The 14,524-nt window shown below is 46.9% G+C and carries 10 protein-coding genes; 5 read left to right on the top strand and 5 right to left on the bottom strand.

The features are described from left to right. The first annotated feature begins 10 nt into the window (after nucleotides 1-10). Both spoT and recG read left to right on the top strand, forming a co-directional pair. Nucleotides 11-2,137 carry a bifunctional GTP diphosphokinase/guanosine-3',5'-bis pyrophosphate 3'-pyrophosphohydrolase gene (gene spoT, locus OCV30_RS00610; RefSeq protein WP_012603022.1) on the top strand — a complete coding sequence of 709 codons (2,127 nt, stop codon included), beginning with the start codon at nucleotides 11-13 and terminating at the stop codon, nucleotides 2,135-2,137. A 179-nt stretch (nucleotides 2,138-2,316) separates the two neighbouring features. Continuing rightward, nucleotides 2,317-4,395, top strand: coding sequence for an ATP-dependent DNA helicase RecG (recG, locus tag OCV30_RS00605; RefSeq protein ID WP_065678262.1), 2,079 nt, complete (start codon nucleotides 2,317-2,319; stop codon nucleotides 4,393-4,395). A gap of 71 nt (nucleotides 4,396-4,466) precedes the next feature. Here the strand turns inward: recG and OCV30_RS00600 are convergent, their stop codons facing one another. The 3 genes from OCV30_RS00600 to ompR all read right to left on the bottom strand — a co-directional run bounded on the left by OCV30_RS00600 (nucleotide 4,467) and on the right by ompR (nucleotide 8,410). Continuing rightward, nucleotides 4,467-5,843 carry an IS4 family transposase gene (locus tag OCV30_RS00600; RefSeq protein WP_102265919.1) on the bottom strand — a complete coding sequence of 459 codons (1,377 nt, stop codon included), beginning with the start codon at nucleotides 5,841-5,843 and terminating at the stop codon, nucleotides 4,467-4,469. Nucleotides 5,844-6,086: 243 nt separating this feature from the next. Next, on the bottom strand, nucleotides 6,087-7,382 hold the full coding sequence (envZ, locus tag OCV30_RS00595; RefSeq protein WP_065679086.1) for a two-component system sensor histidine kinase EnvZ: 1,296 nt from the start codon (nucleotides 7,380-7,382) through the stop codon (nucleotides 6,087-6,089). A 308-nt stretch (nucleotides 7,383-7,690) separates the two neighbouring features. Then, a complete protein-coding gene (gene ompR, locus OCV30_RS00590; RefSeq protein ID WP_009848007.1) occupies nucleotides 7,691-8,410 on the bottom strand; it encodes an osmolarity response regulator transcription factor OmpR in 720 nt (239 codons plus the stop codon). A gap of 175 nt (nucleotides 8,411-8,585) precedes the next feature. Between ompR and greB the strand changes: the two genes are divergently transcribed. Beyond that, nucleotides 8,586-9,068, top strand: coding sequence for a transcription elongation factor GreB (gene greB / locus OCV30_RS00585; RefSeq protein WP_065679087.1), 483 nt, complete (start codon nucleotides 8,586-8,588; stop codon nucleotides 9,066-9,068). 664 nt (nucleotides 9,069-9,732) lie between these two features. Continuing rightward, complete coding sequence (locus OCV30_RS00580) at nucleotides 9,733-12,063, top strand: Tex family protein (RefSeq protein WP_065679088.1); 2,331 nt, start codon at nucleotides 9,733-9,735, stop codon at nucleotides 12,061-12,063. Between the two features lie 126 nt (nucleotides 12,064-12,189). On the opposite strand, the gene OCV30_RS00575 is transcribed toward OCV30_RS00580, so the two are convergent. Both OCV30_RS00575 and bioH read right to left on the bottom strand, forming a co-directional pair. Continuing rightward, entirely contained in the window at nucleotides 12,190-12,663 is a 474-nt protein-coding gene (locus tag OCV30_RS00575) for a hypothetical protein (protein ID WP_009848010.1), read from the bottom strand. Between the two features lie 174 nt (nucleotides 12,664-12,837). After that, the gene (gene bioH / locus OCV30_RS00570; protein WP_065679089.1) at nucleotides 12,838-13,614 is read right to left on the bottom strand and encodes a pimeloyl-ACP methyl ester esterase BioH; all 777 of its coding nucleotides are present in this window, start codon (nucleotides 13,612-13,614) and stop codon (nucleotides 12,838-12,840) included. 93 nt (nucleotides 13,615-13,707) lie between these two features. On the opposite strand from bioH, the gene OCV30_RS22875 reads away from it, so the two are divergent. After that, on the top strand, nucleotides 13,708-14,421 hold the full coding sequence (locus OCV30_RS22875; protein WP_167351953.1) for a ComF family protein: 714 nt from the start codon (nucleotides 13,708-13,710) through the stop codon (nucleotides 14,419-14,421). Nucleotides 14,422-14,524 lie beyond the last annotated feature (103 nt).

Raw genomic sequence — 14,524 nt, 5'->3', positions numbered from 1 at the left:
GGCCTTTAATTTGTATCTATTCGATAGCCTCAAAGACGTTGCCCAAGAATACCTAACAGAGCCTCAAGTTGAGGCTCTGCGTCAATCTTATGTGGTAGCGAGAGACGCCCATGAAGGGCAAACCCGTTCAACGGGTGAACCATACATTATTCACCCTGTAGCTGTTTCAAGAATCCTGGCAGAAATGCGTCTGGATATCGAAACTCTGCAAGCAGCCCTACTCCACGATGTAATTGAAGACACTGAAGTTACAAAAGAGGAGCTAGAAGCTCAATTCGGCAATACCGTTGCTGAACTGGTTGATGGTGTATCTAAGCTGGATAAGCTTAAATTTCGTGATCGCAAAGAAGCGCAAGCAGAGAACTTCCGTAAGATGGTTCTCGCGATGGTGCAAGACATCCGCGTTATCTTGATCAAATTAGCTGACCGTACTCACAACATGCGTACGCTTGGGGCACTTCGTCCTGATAAGAAGCGTCGTATTGCTCGTGAAACCCTAGAGATTTATTCTCCGCTAGCTCATCGTCTTGGTATTCATAACATCAAGACAGAACTAGAAGAGTTGGGCTTCGAAGCCCTTTATCCTAACCGTTATCGCGTCCTGAAAAACGTAGTGAAAGCTGCGCGTGGTAACCGTAAGGAGATGATCCAACGTATCCATAGCGAAATCGAAGGCCGCCTTGAAGAAGTCGGTTTACCTGCTCGCGTACTTGGTCGTGAGAAGAATCTGTTCTCCATCTATAACAAGATGAAAACCAAAGAGCAGCGCTTCCACACCATTATGGACATCTACGCTTTCCGCGTAGTGGTTGATACCCCAGATACTTGTTATCGCGTACTTGGTCAGGCTCACAGCCTGTACAAGCCTCGTCCTGGCCGAATGAAAGACTATATTGCGGTACCAAAAGCCAACGGCTACCAATCTCTGCACACGTCAATGATCGGCCCTCACGGGGTGCCAGTTGAGGTCCAAATCCGTACTGAAGATATGGAGCAAATGGCAGATAAAGGTGTCGCGGCGCACTGGTCGTACAAAGGTAATGGCTCACGCAGTAGCAACGGGACAACCGCACAGGTTAAAGCACAACGTTGGATGCAGAGCTTACTTGAGCTGCAACAAAGCGCAGGTAACTCATTCGAATTCATTGAAAATGTTAAATCTGATCTGTTCCCAGATGAGATCTTCGTATTCACGCCGAAAGGTCGTATTGTCGAACTTCCAGCAGGCGCAACAGCAGTCGATTTTGCTTACGCGGTACATACCGACGTCGGCAACATGTGTGTCGGTGCTCGTGTAGACATGAACCCTTACCCACTCAGCAAATCGCTGAAGAATGGCCAAACTATTGAGATCATCAGTGCTCCGGGCGCACGTCCGAATGCAGCATGGCTCAACTACGTAGTGACCTCACGTGCGCGTACGAAGATCCGTCAGGTCCTGAAAACGATGCGTCGTGAAGAGTCGATTACCCTTGGCCGTCGCCTACTGAACCATGCACTTGGTGAACACTCTATTGCCGATGTCGGTCAAGAGAATATCGAACATGTATTGTCTGATCTACGTCTCGATAACATTGAAGACTTGCTAGCATCGATTGGTCTTGGTGAGCTGATGAGTATCGTTATTGCTCGTCGTTTATTGGGCGATGCTGACGAACTGACTGAAGTGGCAAACAACAGCGATACGCCTAGGAAGAAATTACCTATCCGTGGTGCTGAAGGCCTATTACTGACGTTCGCCAACTGTTGTCACCCGATTCCAGATGATCACATTATTGCTCATGTATCTCCAGGTCGTGGTCTTGTGGTGCACCGTGAAACGTGTCCAAACGTTCGTGGTTACCAGAAAGAACCGGATAAATACATGGCGGTTGAATGGTCTGACGATTACAACCAAGAGTTCACTGCTGAACTTCAGGTCGAATTACAGAACCATCAAGGTGCGCTGGCTGAGCTAACTAACGTTATCTCGAAAACCGGCTCGAACATTCACGGTATTTCAACCGAAGAACGTGACGGACGCTTGTACACAGTGACTATCTTGTTGACCACGAAAGATCGTGTTCATTTAGCGAGCATTATGAAGAAGCTACGTGTGATGCCACACGCGCTCAAAGTAAGACGTCGTAAGAACTAACGTTCGAATTTATTGGCAACTTTGCTAAGAATTGAAATCCCCTTAATGTTTTATCGCTTAAGGGGATTTTTTTGTGGCTGCGATTCTAGAGTTCCCCTAGCTTCATGCTATTCATGCCTGTACAAAAATCCAGTAAAATGCTTGAATAGATTATCTCTCTTACGTTTATGAGCCTTGTTATGTCACAGCTTTTATCTGCTATCCCTCTCAACTCTTTATCTGGAGTCGGCGCAAAAGTCGCAGAGAAACTGGAAAAGGTTGGGCTTAACAATGTACAAGACCTGTTATTTCATCTGCCTTTGCGCTATGAAGATAGAACTCGTATCTATCCCATCGTAAAGCTGCATGCCGGGCTGTGGGCTGCTGTGCAAGGCAAGGTGATGCATGTTGATACCATTTTCGGTAAACGTAAGATGCTCGCAGTAAAGATCAGCGACGGTAACGGCACGATTACTCTGCGCTTTTTCAACTTTACTGCAGGAATGAAGAATAACTTTGCCGAAGGCAAACAAGTGCATGCTTATGGTGAGATCAAGCGCGGCAATATGGGGCTTGAGATTGTCCATCCGGATTACAAATTCTTTGCTCCTAGGCAACAACCAGACGTTGAAGCCAACCTGACTCCGGTGTATCCAACCACTGAAGGGCTAAGACAAGTCACGCTACGTAACCTCACAGACCAAGCTCTAGAGTTAATCGATAAAGCAGCCGTCAATGAGCTGCTACCGTCTGGTCTATACGACCACCAAATTACCCTCGCACAAGCACTGCATACCATTCACAGGCCGCCCCCGGGCATTGACCTAGAGCTGTTTGATGAAGGAAAACACCCTGCGCAACTGCGCCTGATTATGGAAGAGTTACTGGCTCAAAACCTGTCGATGTTGTCTGTTCGTAGCAAAGGGCAGCAAGACAAGGCAATGCCTTTTCCTCCGGTGAACACCCTCAAAGATAAACTGTTAGCTCAGCTGCCATTCTCGCCAACCAACGCACAAGCACGAGTAACCAAAGAGATCGAAGCTGACCTTGAAAAGCCACACCCTATGATGCGTTTAGTACAGGGTGATGTAGGTTCAGGTAAAACCTTAGTCGCCGCACTGGCAGCCGTTCGCGCACTCGAACATGGTCAGCAAGTGGCACTGATGGCACCAACCGAGCTATTGGCAGAGCAGCACGCGATCAACTTTGCCAATTGGTTTGAAGCGATGGGCATTCAAGTCGGCTGGCTAGCGGGCAAACTCAAAGGCAAAGCTCGCGAAACAGAGCTAGCACGTATTGTCAGCGGCGAAGCTCAGATGATCGTCGGCACACATGCCTTGTTTCAAGAACATGTCGAGTTCAAAAACCTTGGTTTAGTGATCATTGATGAGCAACACCGATTTGGCGTCCACCAGCGATTAGAACTGCGTGAGAAAGGCGCAAAGCAAGGCTACTACCCCCATCAGTTAGTCATGACCGCCACTCCAATCCCACGAACGTTAGCAATGACGGCCTATGCCGACCTCGAAACTTCGATTATTGATGAACTGCCACCGGGACGAACCCCAATTCAAACCGTAGCGATTCCTGATACCAAGCGCGATGACATTGTTGAACGTGTGAAAAATGCGTGTCTCAATGAAGGCAAGCAAGCCTACTGGGTATGTACGCTGATTGATGAATCGGAAGTACTGGAAGCTCAAGCTGCAGCGGATACAGCAGAAGAGCTGCAACGCAAACTGCCTGACGTAAAAATTGGTTTAGTCCATGGCCGTATGAAACCCGCCGAGAAACAAGCGGTGATGCGAGAGTTCAAAGAGAACAAGCTGCACCTGTTAGTTGCTACAACCGTGATTGAAGTCGGTGTGGATGTACCGAATTCGAGCTTAATGATCATCGAGAACCCAGAGCGTCTTGGTCTAGCGCAACTCCACCAACTGCGTGGCCGTGTTGGCCGTGGTTCAGTCGCGAGCCATTGTGTACTGCTGTATCACTCTCCGCTGTCTAAAACCGCTCAGAAGCGATTAGGGGTACTTCGTGAAAGTAACGATGGCTTTGTGATAGCTCAAAGAGATTTAGAGATTCGTGGCCCCGGTGAATTGCTTGGTACCAAACAAACAGGCTTGGCTGACTTCAAGATTGCCGACTTAGTTCGTGACCAGCGTTTGATACCTGAAGTGCAGCGTATCGCGCGTCATATCCACGATAGCTACCCAGACAACGCCAAGGCAATCATCAACCGCTGGTTGGGTGAACGCGATGTTTACTCTAAGGCTTAATTAGCAAAACTAACGTCATCCAAAACGTAAAAAGGCTTCCCTCAAGGACTGTCTCTTGATCACAAGTCTGGTTAATCAAGAGACTTAGCGAGTTCATACCCTTCAAGGATGGTTTGTAACCTAAGCCATCCTTGCCATAACGTCTTTATAGAAGCGCGACCTGTTCGCTTGGTATTCTTCCAACCACCTAACCGAGCAATACCGTTGTAAGCCCATGATATATTAGGCGCTTCTTTCGGTAGTTTTTTGCTCTCCAACTTGAGCCACATTAACTTCCACGCTTTGCCTTTTAATACCTGCTCACAACTGCTCTTAGATAACTCGTCTGATTCATTCATAAACCTCAACTGGAGTAACCGAGTCGCGATAAAAGCCAAAACGACGCTGAGCCTTTCTAAGTTATCCTTACTTTGCATTCTCAGTTGCTCAACTTCAGTCCCTTCACTTTTCCAGACTTTATGAAAATCTTCTATTAGCCAGCGCCGCTCATAATAACTGACGATTTTGAGTGCCTCTTCCTTGCTCGTTATCGGCTCTGAAGTCAGTAAGTGCCATGCGAGCTTATTACCACTCTCTCCTTGTTCTATACATCCCACGTAGTAAAGCGGAATGTTATCGAACTCTTTCTTGTTAGCAGGAGACTTGAGTGTCACGGGGGCATATTTGATATCTAAATGAGCCTTGCGAGCTTTACGACCGCCTTTTTGCGGTATTTCGAGCACTTTCTCTCCGGCTGATAACAGGGTAGAGGCATAGCTATAAAGACGATTATCATGCTCTTCAATACAGCGGCTTTGCATTGAGCGAACGAGGAACCTTTGTTGTTGCTCTCGCTTGTAAGTGAGGTATTCAAATAGGTCGGCTTCTCTATCGCACACAGAAATGACATCCGAAATTTTATCGCCAAGTCGCTCAGCGACATGGCGAGAGGCTTGTTCCCACTTATAACTTTCTTTCTCTTTGTATGGTCGAGTCGCATGCTGGTGCCTTTGACCTCGCTTTTCTATATCACGAGTCCAGCGCTGTTGTTCAATTAAACCAATAACAGATTGAGTGTCGGGAGCAAAAAGTAAGGTTGAGTGTACGAACATGGCGCGATGTCGATTGCCTTGATTGGAGTGCCCGAGTTCATCTCGAATGCTGCGATGGGAGTAACTGAGAGAAGTGGTGTCTTCTAAGGCAAGAAGTGTTTGTTGCTCTAATGCTTCTTGTGCGGTGACATAAAAACCCGCTTCTGCGATATCTTCTGCTTTGATTTGCTCATTACGGATGAAGCGATAAGCCCCTTCCATTTCAGCAGGGGAGATAATGAGTTTCGAGACGGGTACGCCAGGCTGCTCGGCCAGTGAGGCTGCGAGAGCAACGAGTCTTTGAGTGCGTCTAGGGTCATTAAGGTGGGCTTGACCGAACTGTTTTTGTGCCCAAAGGGTTGGCTCTATATAGGTCATGATAATCATCCTTGTCATTGCTTAGATGATCAGATCATGAAACCTAAAAATAGTTCAAAAAAAATCCCCAAGCGTGGCTTAGGGATTTGTGTATAAGAGACAGTCCCTCAAGGAAGCCTTTTTAATGTGCGTTACTTTCATCAAGCAAGAGCGAGATTCCTCGAGAGGGAAGAATGACCGAGTCGAGGATCTCTTAATCGTTCCCCGAACCGAACCCGTTGCCATAATACAGACCGATGATAGCTAAGGCTTTACCGGGAAACTGATCTGCGCTTTCAAACCACCTTCACTGCGGTTATTCACCACCACCGCACCTTGATGCTGGCTGACGATGCGTTTCACAATTGCCAAGCCTAGACCAGTCCCTTCACTGCCACGAGCTGTATCACCACGGGTGAAGGGTTCAAACAACTTACCGACTTGGTCTTGTGGGATGCCTGGACCATTATCTTCTACCGTCACCCAAGCTAACTTATTGTCTGCAGTCATACCGGTCGATACCTTGACCCAACCATTACCATAGCGCAGCGCGTTCACCACCAAGTTACTCACTGCACGTTTCATCGCAATCGGGTTGCCCAACGCAGGTTTCATGGTTTCTGGAATATCGGTTTCAATCTGAACCTCATAGCCTCCTTCAGAGCTAGAGACCTCGCGCGCAATATCATCGACAAATACCGCCTGGAATGAGTCTCGGTCCACAGGTTTTAGGTAATCCATAAACTGACTGATGATCTCATTGCACTCTTCAGTATCACTGATGATCCCTTCCGCTAGATAACTGTCTTCTGGCGACATCATCTCAGTCGCCAAGCGAATACGCGTGAGTGGTGTACGCAGATCATGGCTGATACCCGCCATGAGTAGGGCTCTATCTTCTTCGAGTTCTTGAATGCCTTTCGACATCTGATTAAAGGCTCGAGTTACCGAGCGAATCTCTTGTGCACCTTGTACTGGTAAGGGCGGTGGAATATCACCTCGCCCAACACCTTGCGCGGCTTTCTCTAGGGCTATCAACGGCCGATTTTGCAAGCGGATAAACAGCCACCCACCAGCAACAATCAACAACGCCATGATCAGGCTGTTACGAAATAGAGGCGCAAAGTCTTCTTCTTGTAGCTCAGACAGGGGAATACGAATCAAGGAGTTAGGCAACTGCGCAATGTCCATCCACAACACGTAACTTTCTTTGCCCAAAACCAATCGCACTTCGGTTTCAGAGCCGAGCTCTTTGGTCATCTCCTCACTCATCAGGTCTATCGCGACCGCATGGTAGTACTCGCCCGACGCTTCACTGTCCTTGGCATGAACCGTTACTCCAAGTTGCTCAAGTACACGCTGACGCAGTGGCGCATCAATCTCGATATCACTGCCTTGGTCCAATACTAGGTTTAGTTCGTGAGCCAAAATCTTATTAAACTGCTGCAAACTCGGCATCAATGCATAATTGAACACCGCGTAATACGAAAAAATTTGGCTCGCAACCAACAGGGTTAAGAAGAGCACTATCGACTGAGTAAAGGAGCTACGTATGCGCATAGAAGACCTAAAGTGAGGGGTGATAAAGGGATATAGTGGGAACTATAGCTGTAATACCAATCACAGTAAGTAAATGATCATAAATAGCGCCGAAAAAAGGCTTGAGAACAAGGCTGCAATTTTTGATAAGTAGTTATTTTACAATCAAAATTTCTAACGAAGTTATCGAGCGTTTTAACAAGCTAGGATGAGCAGTTATTTACTACGATTGGTATCTCTCATTGTGCTGAATACAAAACGGGCCATCGCATATTAATGAGATGACCCGTAAATAAGAAATTCTGAATCACAGAACGAGCAAAGCTAGATTACACAGCTTTGCCATCTGGAACGAATACATAACCCAAGCCCCACACCGTTTGGATATAACGAGGTTTACTTGGATCTTCTTCTACTAGACGACGCAAACGCGAAATCTGAACATCGATAGAACGTTCCATCGCTGAATACTCACGGCCACGCGCCATGTTCATCAGCTTATCGCGAGACATTGGCTCACGAGCGTTAGTGACCAGTGACTTCAGAACCGCAAATTCACCTGAGGTAAGAGGCATAGGCTCTTCACCGCGGAACATTTCACGTGTACCTAGGTTTAGGCGGAACTCACCAAACTCAACCACAGACTCTTCTGTGCTTGGCGCGCCCGGTGCTTCAATCACTTGGCGACGCATTACCGCTTTGATACGAGCAAGCAGTTCACGTGGGTTAAATGGTTTTGGCAGGTAATCATCAGCACCCACTTCCAAACCCACGATGCGATCCACTTCGTCACCTTTTGCGGTCAGCATCAGGATTGGTAGCGAGTTGTTTGCGTTTCTTAGACGACGACAGATAGAAAGACCGTCTTCGCCCGGCAACATTAAATCCAATACCATCAAGTGAAAGTTTTCACGGGTTAACAGGCGGTCCATCTGCTCACTGTTTGCCACGCTACGCACTTGAAAGCCTTGCTCTGACAGATAGCGTTCTAGCAGTGCACGTAAACGAGCATCGTCATCGACCACTAAAATTTTGTAGTTTTCTTGCATGTAATGGTTCCACCTATTAATCGCTTATTGGGTTATAAGCTTTTGGGCACAGTCTAATGAGTTCAATACATTAAAAATGTAACATCATTGAGGGAAAAGTCGCCTAAATAATTGTTAACGTATGTTGCCTTTCTATATATTCTATCTTAGATCATCATTTCATTAAGTCAGATTTATGAAAACCAAACTTATCACCCGCGAAGGTTATAACAAGCTCAAAGCAGAACATGACCACTTATGGCACGAGAAGCGTCCTGAAATCACTAAGATAGTCACTTGGGCTGCAAGCCTTGGAGATCGTTCAGAAAACGCAGATTACACCTTCAATAAGCGTTTGCTTCGTCAGATTGATCGCCGAGTGCGTTTCCTACGCAAATTCCTACCAGATGTCACTATCGTGGATTACTCGCCACAACAGGAAGGTAAGGTATTTTTCGGTGCTTGGGTCGAAATTGAGAATGATGATGGGGAAATTAAGAAGTTTCGCATTGTAGGACCTGAAGAGATCTACGGCGATGCCAAAGGCTATATCTCTATCGACTCACCTATGGCTAGAGCTTTACTTAAAAAGGAAGTCGACGATGAGTTCGAGGTGAAGACCCCGGAAGGCATAAAAGAATGGTTTATCAATTCGATTCACTACGCAGACGACGAATAATCAAACCTAATAAACACTTAGCGATGAGCTGAGTGTTCAAGCAAACCCAAACGCCAGATAAAAGAAAACCCCGCTAGGCTTTCGCCTGACGGGGTTAAGTCTCTATCGCAGCAATCCGGCTACTGTTTATCTCTTCGAGATAAGGTGCTCCCTGCATCTGTCCTTGATAGTGGCTAAATCCTTTAACCAATTTCCTTTTTGTTCATCGCCATCCTAGCGGTGTCCATTCTAGCCTGTCATCCTGACTGGCGAATCTCATCCAGAGATTATCACTTCCTTGCTGACCACTCATCCTAAGTAATCAAATCTTCATCCTGAAGATACCTAGTCCGTTAGGCTTTTTCCTGTTCCTGCCAACTCCCTGTCGACAAGTTAAATATTACGGTATTTGGGCAAGTTTCCTAGACAGTCCCAAAAAACATTTCAGGTGAGAAATACGCCCACAAACACACAAACAAATAAAATCAGTAACTTAGGTTTATTTTAAGACGATTTCATCGATTTAAAGTGACTTAGTCGCACACCACGTGTGAGAGATCTCGCACAAAGTGGGTATCAGAAACGGAAATTGGACTTCTGACAGGATAATTACACAGTCAAAGCTAGAAAAAGCGTACGCTCACCCCCATGTATTTGTCATGATATTAAATAAGAGATTCATCGGATGAGCCAAGCTATCTGTCGACTGATTGCTGAAGAACTGAATGTTCGTTCAGAGCAAGTCACCGCCGCAGTAAACCTAATTGACGACGGTAATACCGTTCCCTTTATTGCCCGCTACCGTAAAGAAGTCACGGGTGGCTTAGACGATACCCAACTACGTAACCTTGATAGTCGCCTTTCATACCTTCGCGAGCTAGACGATCGTCGCCAAACGATCCTAAAATCGATTCAAGACCAAGGCAAGCTCACGCCAGAACTGGAGCGTGATATCACTCAAGCCGACAGTAAGACTCGCCTAGAAGATCTATACCTGCCATACAAACCAAAGCGTCGTACCAAAGGTCAAATCGCAATCGAAGCAGGCTTAGAACCACTTGCCGATACACTTTGGAATGAACCACAGCACGATCCTGAAACCGAAGCCGCTAACTTCATCAGCAGCGATAAAGGCATTGCTGATACTAAAGCCGCACTCGATGGAGCACGTGCAATCGTGATGGAGCGTATTGCAGAAGACGCAAACCTACTTGAAAAGATTCGCCAACATCTAACACGTAACTCTGAGCTCGTTTCACGTGTCGTGGCAGGCAAAGAGCAAGCTGGCGAGAAGTTCAAAGACTATTTTGAACACAACGAAACACTCAATAAAGTCCCTTCTCACCGTGCGCTTGCCATGTTGCGTGGCCGTAATGAAGGCTTCCTAACGTTGGCAATGAATGCAGACCCAGAACAAGAAGAAGGCGTCCGTGGTTCATACTGCGAAAACATCATCTCTGATCACTATGGTATTACCCTGAGCAGCGCTCCTGCAGATGCATGGCGTAAGCAAGTGATTAGTTGGGCATGGCGTATCAAGGTTTCTATGCACATGGAAACTGAGTTGATGGGCGCGATGAAAGAACGCGGTGAAATCGAAGCGATTGAAGTGTTCGCAACCAACCTTAAAGACTTGCTAATGGCGGCGCCTGCTGGCCCTCGTGCAACCCTAGGTTTGGATCCGGGTTTACGTACTGGTTCGAAAATCGCCGTGGTGGATTCAACCGGTAAGGTTCTGGCAACAGAGACCATTTACCCTCACCCACCTCAAAAGCAATACGACAAATCTGCACACGTTGTTGAGCAGATGGTTCGTCAGTTCAATGTTGATTTGATTGCGATTGGTAATGGTACGGCTTCACGCGAAACAGACAGCTTCGTGGCTGATGTGATTAAGCGTGGCAACCTAACAGCACAGAAAATCATTGTTAGCGAAGCGGGCGCATCGGTTTATTCTGCTTCTGAGCTAGCGGCAAAAGAATTCCCGAACATGGATGTATCGATTCGTGGTGCGGTGTCTATTGCGCGTCGTCTACAAGATCCACTGGCAGAGCTTGTGAAGATTGACCCTAAATCGATCGGTGTGGGCCAATACCAACACGACGTTAGCCAAACCATGCTTGCTAAGCGCCTAGATGCGATTGTCGAAGACTGTGTAAACGCCGTTGGTGTTGATGTGAATACCGCTTCTGCTGCGCTTCTAACTCGTGTCGCTGGTCTTTCTAGCACCATAGCTCAAAACATCGTGGATTTCCGTGATGAGAATGGTCGCTTCGAAGCGCGTACTACGCTGAAGAAAGTCGCTCGTTTGGGGCCAAAAGCCTTTGAACAGTGTGCTGGCTTCCTACGTATTATGGATGGTAAGAACCCGCTAGATGCATCATCGGTTCACCCAGAAGCTTACCCATTGGTGAAAACCATCGCCGAGAAAAACCACAAAGACATCAAATCTCTGGTGGGTAACACAGATTTCTTACGTGGTTTACATGCGGTTGATTACACCAATGAGAACTTCGGTGTACCGACGGTAACCGACATCATCAAAGAACTGGATAAACCGGGTCGAGATCCTCGTCCTGAGTTCAAGACGGCAACGTTCGCCGATGGCGTAAATAGCATGTCTGACTTGGAACCTGGCATGATCTTAGAAGGCGTGGTTTCAAACGTGGCTAACTTCGGTGCGTTCGTCGATATTGGTGTTCACCAAGACGGCTTGGTACACATTTCAGCGCTGACCGATCGCTTTGTCTCTGACCCACGAGAAGTGGTGAAAGCGGGTGATATCGTGAAAGTGAAGATCATGGAAGTGGATGTTCAGCGTAAACGTATCGCACTAAGCATGCGTATGAAAGATGAACCAGGCCAAGACAACCGAGCGCAACGTTCAAGTGCGCCTCGTACGCAAAGCCGACCAAATCAAAACTCACAAGGTGGACAACGCCGTCGTGAGGAGCCGCAACAAAACGCTGCAATGGGCGGTGCTTTCGCAGCAGCCTTCGCTAAAGCGAAAAAGTAATCCGTTAGCTCGTCTGCAAAACGGATGTGCTTAAAACAGAAAACCTGCATCCCTTAGGGTATGCAGGTTTTTTTATTATGTGTTCAAAAAAGACATCGAAATTTAGTTGAATCATGAATTTTCGATTCATAGCACTACTAACATTTCAGATGGGGCATGAGGCGCAACAGCATGACCATAATGATATTTTATGACCTTACGTCGTTTCTCCATCTGTCCCTCCTGAATCGCCGCATCTAAAACATGCTTTGGCAGGCGGAAACGCATGGTATAGCCCTTTCCTTGATCAGCACTGTATGTTCTCAGAGCCAATAAGCTGAACAGCCTGTCAAAAGGATCTTGTGGCTTTTCATGGCTAACCGAATTGGCCTCTGACTCGTTCTCCATTTCATAACCTGGATGGTCTGAAGGATCCCAAGCCGACTGCTGCCTTCGTTTATCGTCTGATTTTACCTTACGCTCTGCATTGGTTCTCGCCAATGCTACTGCGGGAGCAACAGGTTCTCGGACTCTATTATCACGCGCAACTTGCTCTGTTTGCACATTAACGGACGGGGCGATTAGTGGCACACTTACTGCAGTTGCAGGTGACACAATCATCGCGAACTCTCCTCAAGAATCGCCCATCACTGTTGCCATAACGTTGTCGTACTGAGTCAGCACAACAGGCATAGCCCAACTTACCGCAATCAACTCATGAGAGAGTTAGGTCTGAGTATCATGCAACACGTTGGTTAGGTTATATATCGACCAATCCAGCAATAAATTTAGTGATTATTTTTGCGCGAAGCTAACTAGTTCACTGCAAAAGGCATCGGCTTCTGTCATAAACGGCGCATGTGAAGACTGCGTGAAGATGTATTGCTCAGTATGAGGCAGAGCATTGCCCAAATCTTTTGCAACCTTGATTGGCACCAATCCATCTAATCGACCGTATAAACGCAGCATAGGCACAGAGATCTGCGGCAGTTGTTCACGCAAGTCAACATCAGACAGCATCTTTAAGCCGGCCAATAAAGAATCAGGATTCGGAAGCGGACGAGACAGTACCGCTTGCTTGAGTTGTTTTACATCTTGCCTTGCAGAAGGGCTGCCCATGGCTTGCAGTGCCATAAAGCGTTCGATAGTGGTTTGGAAATCTTCAACCAGCTGTTCGGTAAATGCACTTAATACGTTTGGCTGAATGCCTCGCCATAACACGGGTTCTTTTGCAGCGGCGAATTTAGGAGAACTGGCAACAGTCACCAATTTGCTTACGTAATCTGAGTGATGCAACGCCATGTGCGTCGCGACCAAACCTCCGAGTGACCAACCAACCCAAATCGCTTGCTTGGGCGCGTCGGCCAATAGTTGCTGAGCTATCTCTTCAAGATCTTGAGCGTGGCAGTGCGCGCTGTGTCCATACCCTGGTAAATCGACAACATGCACTCGAAAATCAGCTTGTAATGCATCAACGGTTTGTTGCCATACCGCACCGTTCATTCCCCAGCCGTGAACCAACACTAAATCAGGCCCTTGCCCAGAAACATGCCAATATAACGTGTCACTCATTCTCGATATTCCCTACTTTTTCCATCAGCGATAATCCGCGCTTTTCAGTATTGTGAGTAAAAGGAACACCATAACCCAAAAGCATCACGAGCTATGTTATCCGATTGGCTACAAAAACACACACCACGTCTGGTCACACCTCAATGCGACCTGTGTAAGCTAGATAAGTCGCACAGCGATACTCACCCTAGATGGTGTAATTCTTGTCTCAAACTCTTTGATCCAGTTCCTCGCTGCCAACGATGTGGCTTAAAAACACTGATCACAGTAGATCAGTGCGGGCAATGTTTATCACAGCCTCCACCTTGGCATCGTCTCTATTGTGTTGGGGACTACAGCTTTCCAACCGCAGGTTACATTCAGCAAATGAAGTACGCCGATAAGTTTTGGTTTGCACGCGATCTGTCAAAGTTATTGGCTTCACGTATCGAGCACCCTGCTCCGCTGATCACCAGTGTCCCTTTGCATTGGCGTCGATATATTCATCGTGGCTTTAATCAAAGTCAGTTACTTGCTAATTACACAGCTCGAGAACTTGGCGTTAAAGATGAGGTGCTGTTCCGTCGAATTCGCCCAACGGCTTCTCAGCAAGGGCTAACTAAATCCGCACGATTACACAATCTAAAGAGTGCTTTTACGCTTCGAAAACAAGACTTTCAAGGAGCTATCCCTTCTCACGTCGCGATAATTGATGATGTTGTAACCACAGGCAGTACAGTGTATCAATTATGCCAATTACTACTTGAAGTAGGTGTGAAAAGGATTGATATTTACTGCATCTGCCGCACTCCTGAGCCCTCTGGATAGAAGCTGTGAATCGATACTTGTACAGCAATCCAACAAAAAAGGGCTGAATTACAAGTCTGACAGGAGTAGAATGGCGCTAATAACCTACAAATCTACTCAGGTA

This window comes from Vibrio atlanticus (genome assembly GCF_024347315.1).
In the GTDB taxonomy this organism is placed as follows: Bacteria; Pseudomonadota; Gammaproteobacteria; order Enterobacterales; family Vibrionaceae; genus Vibrio; species Vibrio atlanticus.
This window is presented reverse-complemented; position numbering and strand designations above follow the sequence as displayed.